The sequence below is a fragment of the Sporosarcina saromensis genome (assembly GCF_054901285.1).
This window is the reverse complement of the sequence record NZ_CM142738.1, coordinates 3,599,376-3,615,748: the sequence shown is the minus strand read 5'-3', so window position 1 is coordinate 3,615,748 and position 16,373 is coordinate 3,599,376. Positions and strand designations below refer to the sequence as shown.

The following is a 16,373-nucleotide window of genomic DNA, read 5'->3' as shown; positions in this document are numbered from 1 at the left end:
GAAGGAAGATGGAAAAGAGGCTGACGGTTTGGATGGCGTTGTTGCCGGTAATTGTGTTGATTGCTGCGGGTGCTGGTTCCATTTTTGTTTGGAAAGTGGGCATGCATGTACCGTTGCTTGCAGGCATGGTGATGGCTGCTGTCGTGGCTTTGATGGCAGGTTGGAAATGGAATGCTGTTCAACAGATGATGGTGAATGGTGTAGCAAGGGCGTTGCCGGCAGTGTTTATTTTGCTTGTGATCGGGATTATCATTGGCACGTGGATTGCGGGTGGTGTCATTCCGACGATGATTTATTACGGATTGAAATTCATTCATCCGGATTTCTTTGTGCCGGCTGTAGCCATTGTAACTGGGCTCGTGTCCATAACGTTAGGTAGTTCATTCACATCAATTGCAACTGTTGGATTGGCGTTTATGGTAATTGGTGAAGGTCTTGGGTTTCCACCAGGACTCGTTGCAGGTGCGATTATTTCAGGCGCGTTTTTTGGTGATAAACTATCACCGCTGTCAGATACGACGAACATCGCACCGGCAGTAGCGGAGACCGATTTATTCAGTCACGTGAAACATATGCTGTGGGATACGTTACCTGCATTTTTTATTGCACTTGTTTTGTATGCGCTAATCGGACACACTTCAGTTATTCAAGGGGCAGATCAGTCGTCGATTATATCGTTAATGGATGGACTCCAATCGATCTTCATCATCCATCCGCTGTTGTTGCTCATGCCGGTGCTGACGATTGTGCTAATTATTAAACGGACACCTGCGTTACCTGCACTGTTAGGCGTCGCTGTCATAGGTGCCGTGTTAGCGATAGTTGTCCAAGGTGAAACGGTGACGTCCGTCATGCAGTTCATGACAAGTGGATACCAAGTTGAATCAGGTGTCGAGGCAGTTGATAAGCTATTAAATAAAGGCGGTATGGTGTCGATGTATGGCACAATTGTTTTATTAGTATTGGCTACCGGATTAGGTGGCATTATGGAAGAAACAGGCGCGTTTCAAGTACTAACCCGAAGAATGCTTGAACGCGTGAAATCGACTGGTTCCTTAATTATGTTGACGATTGTTTCGACATTTGCTGTCGCATTTTCTACAGGGGCGCAGTTTTTGGCGATCATTTTACCAGCCCGCACGTTTGTACATAAATATAAAGAGCTTCAAATTGATACGAAAAATTTATCCCGCTGCGTGGAAGCGGCTGGTACAGTAGGCATTAATCTTGTACCATGGGGTGTCCCGGCAGTCTTTGCGGCAAGTGTTCTGGAAGTCGATCCGATGGCATTCATTCCTTACACATTCCTCGCATTCCTCGTCCCGCTCATGAATGTGTTATATGGGTATACCGGTTGGACAATTGTGAAGAAAAGCGATAGGAGGCTCGTAAAATGAAACAAGCAGTGTTAACGATACTTGGGACAGCTCAAGATGCAGGGATTCCTCAACCGAATTGTACGTGCGCACAGTGTAAAGAGGCGTTAACGAATCCTGCTAAAAGAAGATATGCCGCATCTCTTGCCGTCGTCATGCCTGATGAGAAAACGTGGCACTTAATAGACGCTTCGTTGGATTTTAAAGAACAGTTCGCTGCTGTTCAAATGCAATACGGGCTGGAAGGCGTGTTAATGGACAGTATCTTTTTGACACACGCTCACATCGGCCATTATCCGGGATTGTTGTTTTTAGGCCGTGAAGCAATTGGCGCGCAAGGCGTTTCTACATATGTAGGTCCGAAGTTGAAACAGATGCTTGAAACGGAAGCACCGTGGCGGCAACTTGTGGACCTGGGGAATATTAACGTGAAGGCTTTACAAGCAGGTGAGGCGGTACGAATCAATGAGGACGTTGCCATCCGACCAGTGGAAGTACCTCATCGCAATGAGTTTTCAGAGACTTACGGATTCTGGATTGAAGGACGTAATCGAAAAATCTTATACATTCCAGACATCGATTCATGGACAGCGTGGGAAGTCAATATATACGATGCTGCAAAGGAAGCAGACGTCTGCATCTTGGACGCTACGTTCCATTCCATTGCAGAAATTGAGAACATGGGCAGGGATTATAGAGAAATCCCTCATCCCGTCATGACCGAAACGATGGACCGCTTGCAAGACTTGGTCGATGAAACCGACATCTACTTCACCCATTTCAACCATACGAATCCTGCAATCGACCCATGCCATCCCTTTACGCAACAAGTAAAGAAACGTGGCTTCCGCATAGCCGAAGAAGGCATGCAAATAGACCTATAAAACCGGTGCCAGTCCCCAAAACAATTGAGAATTGTTTTGGGGACTGGCACCTTCTTTATGCGTCGAATTATGTGTTTTCTACACTTTTTTTGAGAGTTATTGTAGAAAATAATTCTAAGTACTTATTCTGGTGTATACTAGAATAAATTTTCACGAAAGTATAGGTAGTTGGATTGATGGTGGAGAGAATCTAGCAAATGGGGGGAGCTTTGTATGTTGAAATGGATCGGAAAATTGATGTGCAAGTTATCGGGCTACCATCGAATGGACTATTATTCTAATAGATGTAAGCGTTGTGGGTATGTGAGAGAAGGAAGGAAAAATACTTCGAAATAAAGAAGTTGGTACAGCATAATGATAAGAAAAGCTGTCGAGGAGTTGTGGGGAGTGAATTTCTCAACAGCTTTTTTTACGTTTAGGATGCTAAATGGTTCGTTACGTATGCTTGCATTTGAGACACACACGCAAGGCTTTTTTCGTACAAGAATCGCAGCTAACCACACATAGCTAAACGAGTCAAAGATTGTCTCGAGCAATTCCGATCGATGTCCCCAGATCCATTTCGTCTTCAGGTGCCTCTCTACAAAAGCCAAGATAGTCTTGCATTGTCGTTAAATGCATATAAGGCAACGCGAGTCGAATGATTTCGTTATCGAAGAATGGAAAATCAGAAGACGTAGCGGTCGCATACTGTGTGAAAGAGCTGTATGGATAGTTCTCCATCTGATCGACTAACGGAAACTTCGTATCAATTGGATTCCGATGAATGTAACGACTAATCCGTAATAGACTCCTTGCATTCGTAATTTTCTCTGCATAATAACGCCCCTCGTATAAAAAGCCAGTGTAGTCATATTTACTTCGGTAGTAATCGCCATATTTTTTGTTGAGCCGTCCCATCACTTTTCCAAGATGGACAACTGGCGAACGAATAAGTAGATGGTAATGGTTATTCATAATACAATACGCAGCAAGAGAAAACGGATGTCGTTCGTATGTATAATGAAGCGACTGCAACAACATCCGATAGTCAGACGGATGATGAAAAATCTCTTGCCGGTTGTTGCCTCGCATGACGACGTGGTAATACAAATGTGGTGACCAAACACGGCGTTGTCTAGCCATACGAAGCAACCACCTGTCCATCCATCCTTTGCTGAAACTCTCTCCTCCAACGATTCATAACGGTAATCACTCCTATTGTTTTCACTTACCATAGTCAACAATAAAAGTTTCGTCAATTGTCACAAATCTGCGATAATGAGAATTTGAACAGTACCACTTTATTCGGTAGGAATTCGTCAGGATCACCTAAAAAGCCCATCAACTCAATCTTCTTCCTACTAATTTCTCCAATCAAAAACCTTTTCCCCCATCTCTACGGGCTATCTACAATCAAAAAATGACACAAAAAACCACTCAAAATAATATTTTGCAACATTTGTGATGGGGACAGTCCCCAACACAATTCGCAATTTTTGGGGGACAGGCACCAAAACAATTCTCAACATTCACTTATCGAATACAATGAAGTCGTAGGGGGAGATGCGTTTGTTTTTTTTGTTTGTGTAGTCGAACATGTCGGCCAGGCCATGGACGGGTAGTGTACTTACCTTTTTGCCCGTTTGTACGTCATACGTGTCGATGGTGTGTTCACTAGTTGCTTTGTCATAACGGAAAAAATGTAATTTATCATCTTGAAAATACGTTTGTTCACTCATTTTTAAGCTCCCTGTACTCGCTCCTTCCAACGAGAATGCCAAGGCCGTTTCACCGGTTTCTACGTGAATGCTATGCACTTCACCTACACCGTCTACATAGTAGAATGTATCGCCTATGACAGCCGCAGCATTTCGTAGATTATAAGGGACTCGGATTCGATAATCTTCCGCATCTTTGTATGTAAGAAACGGAAACATCTCCACAGTTTTCGCCTGCCCGTCAATTCGATACAATTCGCTCGTTAACTTTTGCGTATCGCTAATCAACATGAAATACGCACCATCGGCTTTAACAATTGGCGAAAGTCCTAAGCGGTCACCCACTTTTCCAAGTGGCACGACTTCCTCTATTTGTACGCTATCTTGGAGCGGCATCGTAAACAATGAAATGTACTCTTCTTCTCCAGCGACCATCATCAGCTCATCCTCCGTTATGCCAGACATGTGTAAATAATACGGTATTTCAATTGTTTTAAATCCATCTTTATTCCCGACTCGGATATTGGAGGAATAGCCCCCCTCCTCATTAAACCCTGAATTATACACGCTGTAATACATCCCATTACGAAATCCAGTCACTTCACCGGTATGCTCTTCACCTTCTATAGCAAACGTTTTTGTCCCTTTCTGATCGACAACGTGAACATGGCTACGGTCCTCCAGAAAAAACGATTCATCAGTTCCGTGGATGGTGCCTAATTCCAAGCCATCCATTTCAAACACGTCCGTTTGTCCCTCTTTGTTAATAAAAACCGCAAAACTTAACCCGTCTCGGTTCATATCTTGATCAGCAGTGGTAGAAAAGTATAGTGCCGCAACAGAATTCGTAATGACGGATGGAAGTTGTTCAGTCGTGAGTAAGTTCTCGTTTTTAGTACTAAAAACGTAAACGGAGGATACGGTTAATAGAACAAGTACAAGTATTCCTGCAATAAACCATCTCTTTTTCATCTCCAACACGCTCCTTATGAACAAAACTAAGCAAACGAGTTTACTGTTTGCTTAGTTCCATTCTTATGAATTAAGACAACCCCTAATCTGTTGCGCTCACTAATATGCCTAACGACGGATATGCAAAATTAGGGTTACAACCACTACCGTTAGATCTTCCGTTTGAATACTGTCTGCTTGGCATCACGGACATCCCGTGGATAGACGCCAAATCCTTTATCCACATCCAAGTCCAGATTCCCTTTTAATAAATACGCAGACCAGATCAATTTAGAACAGTTTTTAGCACCATAATGGCCTGTATTTCGGTTGTTCGCGAAATTCAAAGAATACTTCTCGCCGATTTCTCCGTATGCCCAATTCGCTGCATTTCTTTTTACAGTACTCGTTGCAGAAACGGATTTTACAACAGCACCTTTGTCAACTTTTCGGACATTCGCTGAAATGCTGCGCACGCCTGAAGGATAAATGGATTCAACGATTGTATTGCTCGTGTAGTAAAGCCCTACATGTCCATGGTTGACATAAGCGGTTGCGGAAGGTGTGTAGTAAAAATCCCCTTGTGCACTCGGTCCGACGATATATAACGCTGACCCGCCACCGCCTTGGATGGCCGCTTCATCTGTAGCGTCATACTCCTCTGCCAATTGCTTTGCCTCTTCTTCCGCCAACTGGTTTTGATACTCCATTTCAGCGAGCATTTTTTCATAAATTTCATCTTCATTCATGCCGGTCGTCATCGAAAGGTCTGCAACTTCTTTTTGCAGCTCTTCCATAGATACGCCTGGTTGCAACGTCAAGATTTGATCGACATGCTTTGAGACAGATGATGCTTGGACGGGGAACTGTAAATTCAGTAAGAGAATACCAGCTGCTACTGTTGCGACTACTTTTTTCACGTGACTCGCTCCTAGGGAAGACAACTGGCCAGTTTGTCTTCAAATTGTATGTTGTCCAACATAATGCAACTATACCATTTATAAACTAGTAATTGAAATTTTGAGAAAATATAAAAGGGGGCAGATTACAGAGGGAAAAGGTACATCATTTATAAAAAAGTTTTGTAACAACACAATACTTTCACTTGAAATGATTGAATTAGACACTTCGCGACATACACAAAACTACTAAAAATAATACAATTTTAGAGGATGATACGATTCCATCTTTCTCTATCAATTCATTTGTTAACACTCAATAATTGGCCGCAATAGTAGGAATTCGAATGGTGTGCTTCAGAAACGGTGCAAAGGTCGAGGGAAAACAAGCAGGAACAAACACTACGCGGAGCAACAAAACACCCTCCACGATTACGAAAAAAGGAACTAAGATACTAATAAGGTGAAAAATAGCACAGGACTCCCTTATTATCTTAGTTCCGTCAATAGAACGGTATTACTCGCCGTATAATTCAACTTCATGCACGAATTTTATCGCCAACTGACATCTATAAGCATCAACGTCAACTATTCATCTGTTTTTTTATTGCATCCGTCTGCATCATGTAAACCTTTCTGAGCGTCATGTCTTCTGCCATGCAACCGCCACGTTGCATAAATGAGCATCGCCGACCAAATAAGTGTTGAACAGTCTCGTTCACTGTCCACCGCTTGGAAGTGCTTGTCGGCTACAACCGAATTCGTGTCGTTTGATGCTGCGTTTGCAATTTGGTTTGTTTGATCTTGTTCTAATTGTATCTCAGAGTGAACGACTGCATACGGGGAGACAATCTTTTCAACTGCACCTACAATCTGACTAAGTGCTTCCAATTCATCAACAATTGACGTGAAGATTGCGACATCGCCCATGCTTGTCAATAGCATAAATTCTACTAGACTTTTCGGCAATTGCTCCATACATACTAACGGCTGAAAGCTTGATTGATGATTGAGTTGATCTGATACGGAAGCGTGGACAGGGAACCGGAAACCAATCACGAGAATGCCGACTACAATCGTTGTGACAATTCTTCTCACGGTACTCGCTCCTTAGGAAAGCAACTGGCCAGTTTGCCTTCGTAATGTATGTTGTCCAACATACATTCATTGTAGCATGTATATTTTTAAAATTAAAATTTTGGTAATATACCTCATATTTTTTTAGAACACTAATGCTGTAATGGATTGCATACTACTTTTCATTGTTCAACTTCAAAAGTTACGTGCTGAATAGGTAAATAGTTCGGCGAAAATGATTAAAACAGAAAGAATATTAATGATAAAGTAGAGGATTGGACATACGTGGACGGGCTGGAAGAATCATTTGTTTCATGGCAAAACAGGGTATTAAGAATGAAAATTCGGAATTTAAAAATATTGTGTTGTGTTTCCGAAATGTATTTCATACAATTAGAGTAAAGAAGTGGACAGGGGGTGTCAATGTGCATCTTGGTACGCGTCTTAAGAAGTTGAGAGAAGCGAAAGGATTATCGCAAAAAGAGATTAGTCACGGCATCGTTTCAACTTCGCATTATAGCAATATTGAAAGTGGACGTTTTGATCCTTCAAACGAAGTTCTTCAATTGCTAGCGAATAAACTGGAAGTACCTACTTCTTATTTTCACAAAATCTATGAAGATCATCCTGACTTACAAGTGTTGCTAATTCAATATGAAAAGTTGCTGAATACAAATGAAAAGGAAGTCCAACAATTTTTAACGAAACATGTAAACAAATTCACCTACATTTCATCTATTAAACAAGAAATTCTATTCAATCTGTTAAAGTACTTGGAACTTGTGCGCTTTGCAGAAATCACACTTGCTCAAACCCATTATACTTCCGAAATAAAAATCATTCCTCCAGACTATATCGATCAAGCAAGTAATTCCATTCTGGAAAAATACACATTTGTAACAGGAATCTATCAGTATTTTAATCGTGAGTACCAGAAGAGCATCCGTTATTTTCTGGATTCGTTGCATTTGACAAAAGACGAAGTCCTGTCTGCCAAGTTAAATTACAATATTTCCTTGGCCTTTTATCACAGTTACGATTACGGAACAGCATTGGTCTATGCTAAACAAGCTCTCACTTTGTATATGCATTTCCATGACTGGGAAAAATGCGGTCATTGTTACAATTTAATTGCTGCACTTTATATGGAACAGCATAAAATGGAGGACGCAAAACACTATATTGAGAAAGGCAGCAGCATTATTACGGATAAAAAGTCCAAACTGTATGCGGACGTCTGTCACAATCAAGCGTACTTCTTTTATCTAGAAAAAGAATATATGCAAGCCTTAAAAGAAATTAACAAGTCATTAGAAATTTTACAACAACATCAAAGTAAAAATGCCTTTAACGCCATGAAGCTGAAAGTGGAAATTGTACTGCAACTAAAGGATTTTAAAACGTTACACACCTTCTTACCTAAATTGAAAGAGACGGTATCGTCCGAAATTGAGCAAGACCAACTTACGTACTTAGAAGCAACCATCTATTATTTCATGGGAGAATATGAAGAATACGAACAAAAGATGCGCTCTTGCACGGCTGGTTTTCGTATGAACAAAGATTGGAAAAGCCTAAAAACCGCTGCACACCATTTTTCCAACTATTTCGCAGAACAGAAGAAATATAAAAATGCATACACCTACCAAGAACTTTGTATCCTTTCCTACAGTAACATGACGTTCGAATTGAAAGGAGGTGAAGAAAAATGAAGAAAAAACTAACGATGTTTATCCTATCCCTCAGCATCCTAGCATGCACACCTCTAGTGACTTCCGCACAAGGCTATACAGTTACAGGCATCTCTGGTCCAGAAGTCGGTCATCCAATCGTAGTCGACTAACCTCCTAGGAAGACTTTCACGCACTTACTTTGAAATTTTCTTATACCGTCTAGCTGTATATGCTCATAAAGGCTATGACGAGATGTAAGAGAAAGACGATGCTAGTGAGCACTTACAAAGCAGAAAAGACATCCGAGCGTAGTCAAAAATAAAAAGGATGCTATCAAAAAATGGCATCCTTTTTATTAGGTATAGTTTCTTTAAGGCGGATCACTGTTTATCCTTCAAGCAGTCCCTCTCGTTCGTTTCACACCAATCACCATGAGAGTGACCGCGCTCGTTACGTTCAATAGGACAGCGATGATTAACAATATCCATTGAATTGTCTTAGGTACCGGGAGTGTGATGGAAAGGACAAGTGCAATTGAACCGATGACGAGCATAGAGATGATCATTGGCATTTTCATTACGTTAACACGCTACTTTCTCACTGTTAGTTCAAGCAACTTACTTTTGTTTTGAATAGTTTTTGGGTGGCACAAGGTTAAAAATATCATGGTCTTCAAACGCATCCACTAAGCGGTCGAGCCATTCAAAGTAATCACGCATATATTCGAGTTTCTCAATATCGATGGCGAGCGTTTCTTTTAATTGTTCATCAAGACCTTCTTCTGCTTGTAATTTTTCCAATTCGCTTAACGATTTTCGGACTGCGACTAAATGGAGGGAGATCGAGCGTCTCCATTTTATTGAAAAAAGATCAATAAAGCTTTGATACCAATCGTCTTTTACTTGATATAAGTCTTTTCGCACTCCACGTTTCCACGCACGTTCCACTAACTTCAAGTCTGCCAACGCTCTAACAGAAGTGCTCATACTCGTTTTACTCATTCCTAATTCTTCCGTCATATCATCCAGCGTCAGAGGTTCGTTATGAAAATACATCATACCGAACTGTCTACCGGCAGAAGGTGTGAGGCCATATAAATGTATATTTTGTGCGATCGTTTCAATAATCCGCTCGCGTGCTTTTTCAACTGTCTCTTTACCTTCCATAATACAACTCCTTCTCAATCCTTCACGAGAAATTCCTGTCACTTTCCTAAGCGTATTATAACTACTTCCAAATTGCAATGGAAAGCATAAGTTTGTACAGTTTTTACTGTACAAACAATTAATTTAGAAAAAACGGTTGAAAATGCATAAAGGTTATGCATATACTTATACATATTGATTCACAGAGATTAGGGAGTGTGCGCATGAATGACCAATTAAAGAAGATTGAAGTAAGGCATACAACGAAAATCTTCGGAAAGCATAGTAAGCGCGCTGCGCAGTTGTTAAACGAAGGCAAGACGAAAAAAGAAATTCTCCAGATGACGGGGGCTACGGTTGGTGTCAACAACGCAAATTTTGATGTGCTTGATGGTGAGATTTTTGTCATTATGGGACTATCAGGAAGCGGTAAGTCCACGTTAGTTCGGATGTTAAACCGGTTAATTGACCCGACAATGGGCGAGATACGAATCGATGGGCAAAATATTGTCGGTATGAACAAAGAGCAATTGCGTGAGGTGAGAAGAAAGAAGATTGGAATGGTTTTTCAAAACTTCGCGCTCTTTCCGCATAAGACCATTCAGGAAAACACGGATTACGGACTCGAAATCCAAGGTATAGCAAAAGCAGACCGCGCAACGAAAGCGCGTGAATCTCTCCAGCTTGTAGGACTTGCAGGGTATGAAGATCAATTCCCGAGCCAACTAAGTGGTGGTATGCAACAACGTGTCGGCTTGGCGCGAGCACTTGCCAACGATCCGGATGTGTTACTGATGGATGAAGCATTCAGTGCATTGGATCCTCTCATTCGAAAAGATATGCAAGATGAGCTTCTTCAGTTGCATCATGATATGGGGAAAACGATTATCTTCATTACCCATGATTTGGATGAAGCATTGCGAATAGGCGATCGAATCGCATTGATGAAAGACGGGGATATTGTTCAAATTGGAACACCGGAAGAAATTCTCATGAATCCTTCCAATCAGTACGTGGAACGGTTTGTTGAGGATGTCGATCTGTCCAAAGTATTGACAGCTGGACACATTATGAAGAAAGCGGATTCAGTACAACTAGATCGTGGGCCAAGAGTGGCATTACGTCTAATGGAACGGCTCAGCATTTCTTCTATCTATGTAGTCGATAAAGGCAATCGGTTGCTTGGTGCTGTAACGGCACAAGATGCTGTACAAGCATCGGACACGGGAAAATCATTAGATGACGTTTTGGTCAAAGATGTTCCTGTCACTTCACGCGACACAATTTTAACGGAATTGTTCGATACAGTTTCAACCGCATCTATTCCGGTTGCTGTTGTAAATGAAACGAACCAGTTGGAAGGGATTATTATTCGTGGTGCACTGATCGGCGCTTTGGCAGGCGACGGCCAGTTTATTAATAGTGAATTGGATACGCAAGAGACAGAAGTAAAAGAAATCGAGGTGACTGTACATGAATGAATTAATTCCTCGATTGCCATTTGCTGATTGGATTGATACAGGAATTGATTGGCTTGTATCAAATTTTGGAACAGTTTTTGACGGTATTTCTGAATTCCTGAAGGGGATTGTAGATGGTGCTGTAGATGTGATGGCACTCATTCCTTCTATTGTAATGGCCATTCTATTTGCTTTACTTGCTTGGTTCATATCAACCCGGCGGATTGCTATTTTTACGTTAGTTGGTTTGCTATTTATTGACTACCTAGGCTATTGGTATTCCATGTTGCAAATGCTATCACTTGTCATTACATCCGTCATCATTTCACTCGTCATCGGGATTCCGCTTGGTATATTGGGCTCTCAGAAAGCAACAGTGAAAAAAATCATCAATCCAGTATTGGACTTGATGCAAACAATGCCGGCATTCGTCTACCTATTGCCAGCCATCTTTTTCTTTAATATCGGTGTCGTACCAGGTGTTGTTGCATCGGTTATTTTCTCGATGCCTCCGACAATCCGTTTAACGATGCTTGGTATTGAACAAGTGCCGAAAGATTTGATTGAAGCGACGGAAGCATTTGGATCTACTTCATGGCAGCGATTGTTGAAAGTTCAAATTCCATTGGCGAAGCCGACGATTATGGCAGGAGTCAACCAAAGCATTATGTTATCCCTGTCGATGGTCGTGATTGCATCCATGGTCGGTGCACCAGGACTCGGTGAAGAAGTGTATCGAGCAGTTACACAGTTGAAGACAGGTGTCGGTTTCGAAACCGGTTTGTCAATTGTTATTGTAGCGATTATTCTTGATCGAATTACGCAACATGCAGGAAAGAAAAAACAAGGGGGAGTATCATCATGAAATTGAAAAAGAAATTATTTGGGCTAGGAACAGCAGCGTTACTCGCAGTTGGTTTAGCAGCATGTGGAAATGATGAAGGAGATTCTACTTCAAGTGGCGATGCAGATACAAAATCCGTCGGTGAAGCTGTCGACTACAAAATTACCGGAATTGACCCAGGTGCAGGCATTATGGAAGCGACAGACAAAGCAATTACAGAATATGAATTAGATAAGTGGGATGTAACAACTGGCTCAAGTGCAGCGATGACAGCAGCTTTGAAAAAAGCGTATGACAAAGAAGAGCCCATCATCGTGACAGGCTGGACACCCCACTGGAAGTTTGCAAAATTTGACCTTAAATACTTGGAAGATCCTAAAGGTGTGTACGGTGGAGAAGAGCAAATCCAAACAATTGGTAGATTAGGTCTTGCAGAGGATCTACCTGAAGCTTATGAAGTGCTGTCCAATTTCCATTGGACGGAAGCGGACATGGGAGAAGTGATGGTCGCTATCCAAGAAGGTGAAAAAGAAGAAGTCGCTGCACAAAATTGGGTAGATGCTAATGCTGATAAAGTGGCAGAGTGGACAGATGGTGTTGCTCAAGTTGACGGCGAAAAAATCAAGCTTGCTTATGTAGCATGGGATAGTGAAATTGCGAGCCATAACGTTGCAAAAATTGTCCTTGAAAGCGTTGGATACGATGTTACGTTAACGCAAGTTGAAGCTGGCCCGCTTTGGACGGCGGTTGCAGATGGTAGTGCAGACGCATCACTTGCAGCATGGCTGCCAGTAACACACAAAACCTATGCTGATAAATTCGATGGACAGTTTGAAGTGTTAGGCACGAACATGGAAGGCGTTAAAATCGGTCTTGTTGTCCCGCAATATATGGACATCGATTCCATTGAAGACTTAAAATAATGGATAAATAGAAAAGAAGTCGGCCGTCATGATGACGAGTCGGCTTCTTTTCCTCTTGTGAAAAGTTGGCGAATGGTGTTTGAAAAACGGATACGAAGTTGGGAGATCAGCATTGACAAAACAAAGGTTTCAACATGCTTGGGGGAAAGGGTCATAACGGCGTGCTAAGACTTACATGTTTAAGGCAGGGCAGGAGGTGAAATAGAAGGAGGAAGTGGAATTGATAAAGGGAGTTGAGTCGTTTGAGAAACTATGCACGAGTTGTCCCGACTGTGATTCTAGCATTAGGGCTTGCTGCATGTGGGGATGAAAAACCAAATGTCGATGAAAATGCTGAGACCGGCTTGACTGAAACGGAACCGATGGAAGGTGAATATAGCACTTCCGTTGAGTTGATCGGGAATGAAGGAGAGTCTGTTGGTGCAGTAGAATTAATTCAAAAAGAAGATGGTGTGATGGTAAAGCTACAGGCAGAAGGATTGCCTCCAGGTCCCCATGGCATTCATTTTCACGAAAAAGGTACGTGTGAAACGCCAGATTTTGAATCTGCAGGCGGACATTTTAACCCAACAGATGCTAGCCATGGATTGGAGCATGACGAGGGTCCACACGCAGGCGATTTGCCAAATATCGAAGTAAGTGAGGATGGCACAATTGACACGGAATTTCTTGCGAAGAATGTTACGTTAACATTAGGTGATGATAATTCATTGCTCCAAGAAGGCGGAACAGCGCTTGTCATCCATGCAGGCGAGGATGACGGGAAAAGTCAGCCGTCAGGTGATTCTGGAGAGAGAATTGTTTGTGGTGAAATCAAGTAAACGAAAAACGTTTTTTGCTCGTGTGGTACAGAGCGAAAGGCGTTTTTTTAATGCGTGTAGGAATAATGGAGCGTAGTGATGAATGGAAGAATACTCGTGCTGGTTTCTATCATCAAGGACAATTTGAGGATATAGGTATTAATTCATAAGGATTATTTTAAAAAAGTTAATGACGAATGTGGGTATAAGGTCTATACTAAGAATGGATTAGTTAGCAGTAAGAATAGGTCGAGAATTCTACATCTTGTCGAGTCTAGTGAAAAATTGAGAGTGAAGGAGAACATTTTATGAAATTACTAATGAAGAGTGCTTTTGTATGCGGTGTGGCTGCTACAATTCTGTTCGGTGCAACAGTCGAAGCAGCGGAAAAGTCGAAAGTGGAAGCCGAAATAATTAATGAGGATGAACAGAAGTTTGGAGATGAAAACGTAGTTGAACCAGGGATGGCACCCGATCATTTGTTGTATTTCTTAGATCGGTTTACGGAAAAAGTGCAGTTAGCGTTCACCCTTGACGACGAAAAAGAAGCGAATTTATTGATGGAATTTGCAAAAGAACGATTGGCAGAGTCTGACAAGATGGCGGATGCAGAGAAAGATCAGTACATAACGGACTTGATAGATGCTTATGTGGCAAATTTAGAGGCAGCAGAAGAACATGTCGCGCTTGTTGTCATGGATGATGCGAAAGATCAAGTGAGTAAAGAGCAATTGACGGATACTTTGGAAAAAGTGATTACGATGGAGACGTCATCTAAAGTAGATGACGTAATCGATGAAACAAAAAAACAAGAACTTGTTGAGAAAAAACAAGATGCGTACCTCTTAGCAAATAGTTTACGTGATCTCGATCAGGAGCAAGTAAAAATGTTGCGTGAACAAGGATTCGGTTTTGGTGAAATCGTCAAAGTGGTGGTCTTTGCGAAAGAAGGGAATAAGACAGAAGCCGAAATTGTGGCGATGTTAAAAGAAGAGAACAAAGGATTTGGTGAAATTGCAAATGAGCTACAGATCAACCACGCCGATCTCTTAAAGAACATTATGCGGAAGAAAGAAAAGTTCGTTGAGAAAGCGATTGAAGAGGCAGAAGAGAGTGGAAATGTTGAAGCGGTAAATGAACTTGCTGAATCGTTGGAGCGTATTCAGAAAGAGCAAATTGCGCTGTCGATGGCAAAAGAGTTTGGCGATGTTGAACAACGAGTAAATAAAAAACTCCAGCGAATTAAAGAAAAAGTAGCTGCCGGCCAAATGAGCCAAGAAGTAGCTGACCGTAAAATAAAGCAAATTCAACAACAAGCAGAAAAGAAAATGGATAAGTTCCACAAAGAAGCAAAAGAGGACGCAGATGAAATTGCGGAAGCGTTAGAAGAGAGCAAGGAAGAAGCGCTGGAAGAACAGCAAGAGCAAGCTAAAAAGGCTGAAAAAACAGAAAAGAAAGCGCATGAGAAACTGGAAAAAGAACAAACTAAACAGCAAGAAAAAGAAAAGAAATTGCAGCAAAAGGAAGAAGAACAAGCTGAAAAAGTAGCTGAGAAAGCAAAAGAAGAGCAAGAAAAGGCCGCAGAGAAAGCGAAGAAAGAGCAGGAAAAGGCCACAGAGAAAGCGAAGAAAGAACAGGAAAAGGCTGCGGAGAAGGCGAAGAAAGAGCAGGAAAAGGCTGCGGACAAAGCGAAAGAAGAGCAGGAAAAAGCAGCAGAGAAAGCGAAAAAAGAACAGGAGAAGGCTGCGGAGAAGGCGAAGAAAGAACAGGAAAAGGCTGCAGAGAAAGCAAAGAAAGAACAAGAGAAGGCGGCTGAAAAAGAACAACGAAATGATGAGGAAGACGAAGGTGAGGATGACTAACAGTTCGCTGTAAATGCGAAATGCATTCTTACGAACACACAGCTGCACTGCCGCTGAGTGATTTCAGAAGATCGTAATAGATTACTTGATCGTATAAAAAGATAAACCGCTTGACGCCATCTTATTATGGCTTCAAGCGGTTTATTTTTTTGATGAGAGGTAGAGGCTTGTCCGACGTTACTGGCCTATTTGCATGCAATAATTGTCGAGAAAGTGTCAATGATAAATCTGATCAAAATAGCACTTACAAGGAAACATATAAGGAAAGGTTTTCTGTAGATGCATCTTTAGTTCGTATAAAACGGCGCGCTGGTGTTCAATAAATTGAATCAGGCGGGAATAATGAGCAGAATACCTTCTCCCAAAATTATTGAAGGGATGGCCTTCTATATCGGATTCAATAGCAGGGGGAAGATTGTCGTTAAAGAGACGAACATAATTGAAGTTAAAGCTGTTGTATTGTGATACGAAGGGTTAACGTTGTGATACGGACCGAGCATTGCGATGCGAGGGGTTAGCGTTGTGATACGAAGAGTTTATGTTGCGATACGAAGCATTAACGTTGTGATGCGGACCGAGCATTGCGATGCGAGGGGTTAGCGTTGTGATACGAGGAGTTTATGTTGCGATACGAAGCATTAACGTTGTGATGCGGACCGAGCATTGCGATGCGAGGGGTTAGCGTTGTGATACGAAGAGTTTATGTTGCGATACGAAGCATTTACGTTGTGATGCGAACCGAGCATTGCGATACGAAGGGTTAGCGTTGTGATACGAGG

The 16,373-nt window shown here is 41.8% G+C and carries 17 protein-coding genes; 10 read left to right on the top strand and 7 right to left on the bottom strand.

The features are described 5' to 3' along the window. The first annotated feature begins 8 nt into the window (after positions 1–8). On the top strand, positions 9–1,397 hold the full coding sequence (gene nhaC / locus ACVHUV_RS18245) for a Na+/H+ antiporter NhaC (RefSeq protein WP_462085558.1): 1,389 nt from the start codon (positions 9–11) through the stop codon (positions 1,395–1,397). Further along, positions 1,394–2,260: an MBL fold metallo-hydrolase gene (locus tag ACVHUV_RS18240; RefSeq protein ID WP_462085557.1), complete on the top strand. Its 867-nt coding sequence runs from the start codon at positions 1,394–1,396 to the stop codon at positions 2,258–2,260. The genes nhaC and ACVHUV_RS18240 overlap by 4 nt, the downstream gene beginning before the upstream one ends. A gap of 516 nt (positions 2,261–2,776) precedes the next feature. Here the strand turns inward: ACVHUV_RS18240 and ACVHUV_RS18235 are convergent. The 5 genes from ACVHUV_RS18235 to ACVHUV_RS18215 form a co-directional block, all read right to left on the bottom strand. Next, a complete protein-coding gene (locus ACVHUV_RS18235) occupies positions 2,777–3,385 on the bottom strand; it encodes a transposase (protein WP_462085556.1) in 609 nt (202 codons plus the stop codon). A 112-nt stretch (positions 3,386–3,497) separates the two neighbouring features. Further along, the gene (locus ACVHUV_RS18230; RefSeq protein WP_462085555.1) at positions 3,498–3,620 is read right to left on the bottom strand and encodes a hypothetical protein; all 123 of its coding nucleotides are present in this window, start codon (positions 3,618–3,620) and stop codon (positions 3,498–3,500) included. A 151-nt stretch (positions 3,621–3,771) separates the two neighbouring features. Further along, on the bottom strand, positions 3,772–4,932 hold the full coding sequence (locus tag ACVHUV_RS18225; protein WP_462085554.1) for a YycP family beta-propeller protein: 1,161 nt from the start codon (positions 4,930–4,932) through the stop codon (positions 3,772–3,774). A gap of 149 nt (positions 4,933–5,081) precedes the next feature. Continuing rightward, positions 5,082–5,831, bottom strand: coding sequence for a hypothetical protein (locus ACVHUV_RS18220; RefSeq protein ID WP_317942343.1), 750 nt, complete (start codon positions 5,829–5,831; stop codon positions 5,082–5,084). 567 nt (positions 5,832–6,398) lie between these two features. Beyond that, positions 6,399–6,908 carry a hypothetical protein gene (locus tag ACVHUV_RS18215; protein WP_462085553.1) on the bottom strand — a complete coding sequence of 170 codons (510 nt, stop codon included), beginning with the start codon at positions 6,906–6,908 and terminating at the stop codon, positions 6,399–6,401. Positions 6,909–7,312: 404 nt separating this feature from the next. On the opposite strand from ACVHUV_RS18215, the gene ACVHUV_RS18210 reads away from it, so the two are divergent. Together ACVHUV_RS18210 and ACVHUV_RS18205 are read left to right on the top strand one after the other, a co-directional pair. After that, entirely contained in the window at positions 7,313–8,599 is a 1,287-nt protein-coding gene (locus ACVHUV_RS18210) for a helix-turn-helix domain-containing protein (RefSeq protein WP_462085552.1), read from the top strand. Then, positions 8,596–8,730: a hypothetical protein gene (locus ACVHUV_RS18205; RefSeq protein ID WP_462085551.1), complete on the top strand. Its 135-nt coding sequence runs from the start codon at positions 8,596–8,598 to the stop codon at positions 8,728–8,730. Before ACVHUV_RS18210 ends, ACVHUV_RS18205 begins: the two co-directional genes overlap by 4 nt. Before the next feature lie 224 nt (positions 8,731–8,954). Here ACVHUV_RS18205 and ACVHUV_RS18200 read toward each other — a convergent pair whose 3' ends face one another. Next, positions 8,955–9,137, bottom strand: a complete 183-nt coding sequence (locus ACVHUV_RS18200) for a hypothetical protein (protein WP_317942352.1) — start codon at positions 9,135–9,137, stop codon at positions 8,955–8,957. 40 nt (positions 9,138–9,177) lie between these two features. Then, positions 9,178–9,726 carry a GbsR/MarR family transcriptional regulator gene (locus tag ACVHUV_RS18195; protein ID WP_317942353.1) on the bottom strand — a complete coding sequence of 183 codons (549 nt, stop codon included), beginning with the start codon at positions 9,724–9,726 and terminating at the stop codon, positions 9,178–9,180. 203 nt (positions 9,727–9,929) lie between these two features. Here ACVHUV_RS18195 and ACVHUV_RS18190 point away from each other — a divergent pair, with 203 nt between their 5' ends. From ACVHUV_RS18190 to ACVHUV_RS18165, 6 genes are all read left to right on the top strand, one after another. Next, a complete protein-coding gene (locus tag ACVHUV_RS18190) occupies positions 9,930–11,186 on the top strand; it encodes a quaternary amine ABC transporter ATP-binding protein (protein ID WP_462085550.1) in 1,257 nt (418 codons plus the stop codon). After that, the gene (locus ACVHUV_RS18185; RefSeq protein ID WP_462085549.1) at positions 11,179–12,030 is read left to right on the top strand and encodes an ABC transporter permease; all 852 of its coding nucleotides are present in this window, start codon (positions 11,179–11,181) and stop codon (positions 12,028–12,030) included. The genes ACVHUV_RS18190 and ACVHUV_RS18185 overlap by 8 nt, the downstream gene beginning before the upstream one ends. Positions 12,031–12,032: 2 nt before the next feature. After that, positions 12,033–12,932 carry a glycine betaine ABC transporter substrate-binding protein gene (locus tag ACVHUV_RS18180; RefSeq protein ID WP_317942602.1) on the top strand — a complete coding sequence of 300 codons (900 nt, stop codon included), beginning with the start codon at positions 12,033–12,035 and terminating at the stop codon, positions 12,930–12,932. A gap of 242 nt (positions 12,933–13,174) precedes the next feature. Continuing rightward, positions 13,175–13,753: a superoxide dismutase family protein gene (locus ACVHUV_RS18175; RefSeq protein WP_462085548.1), complete on the top strand. Its 579-nt coding sequence runs from the start codon at positions 13,175–13,177 to the stop codon at positions 13,751–13,753. A gap of 287 nt (positions 13,754–14,040) precedes the next feature. Continuing rightward, positions 14,041–15,594, top strand: coding sequence for a hypothetical protein (locus ACVHUV_RS18170; RefSeq protein ID WP_462085547.1), 1,554 nt, complete (start codon positions 14,041–14,043; stop codon positions 15,592–15,594). 342 nt (positions 15,595–15,936) lie between these two features. Next, positions 15,937–16,059 (top strand): hypothetical protein, encoded by a 123-nt coding sequence (locus ACVHUV_RS18165; RefSeq protein WP_462085546.1) that lies wholly within the window; start codon positions 15,937–15,939, stop codon positions 16,057–16,059. The last annotated feature ends 314 nt before the right edge of the window (positions 16,060–16,373 follow it).

What these genes read in the sequence shown, in the direction of transcription:
- ACVHUV_RS18165 (WP_462085546.1), top strand. Translation starts at nt 15,937, where the DNA reads ATGAGCAGAATACCTTCTCCCAAAATTATTGAAGGGATGGCCTTCTAT.
- ACVHUV_RS18205 (WP_462085551.1), top strand. Translation starts at nt 8,596, where the DNA reads ATGAAGAAAAAACTAACGATGTTTATCCTATCCCTCAGCATCCTAGCA.
- ACVHUV_RS18240 (WP_462085557.1), top strand. Translation starts at nt 1,394, where the DNA reads ATGAAACAAGCAGTGTTAACGATACTTGGGACAGCTCAAGATGCAGGG.
- ACVHUV_RS18190 (WP_462085550.1), top strand. Translation starts at nt 9,930, where the DNA reads ATGAATGACCAATTAAAGAAGATTGAAGTAAGGCATACAACGAAAATC.
- ACVHUV_RS18170 (WP_462085547.1), top strand. Translation starts at nt 14,041, where the DNA reads ATGAAATTACTAATGAAGAGTGCTTTTGTATGCGGTGTGGCTGCTACA.
- ACVHUV_RS18225 (WP_462085554.1), bottom strand. Translation starts at nt 4,932, where the DNA reads ATGAAAAAGAGATGGTTTATTGCAGGAATACTTGTACTTGTTCTATTA.
- ACVHUV_RS18235 (WP_462085556.1), bottom strand. Translation starts at nt 3,385, where the DNA reads ATGGCTAGACAACGCCGTGTTTGGTCACCACATTTGTATTACCACGTC.
- ACVHUV_RS18200 (WP_317942352.1), bottom strand. Translation starts at nt 9,137, where the DNA reads ATGAAAATGCCAATGATCATCTCTATGCTCGTCATCGGTTCAATTGCA.
- ACVHUV_RS18185 (WP_462085549.1), top strand. Translation starts at nt 11,179, where the DNA reads ATGAATGAATTAATTCCTCGATTGCCATTTGCTGATTGGATTGATACA.
- ACVHUV_RS18195 (WP_317942353.1), bottom strand. Translation starts at nt 9,726, where the DNA reads ATGGAAGGTAAAGAGACAGTTGAAAAAGCACGCGAGCGGATTATTGAA.
- nhaC (WP_462085558.1), top strand. Translation starts at nt 9, where the DNA reads ATGGAAAAGAGGCTGACGGTTTGGATGGCGTTGTTGCCGGTAATTGTG.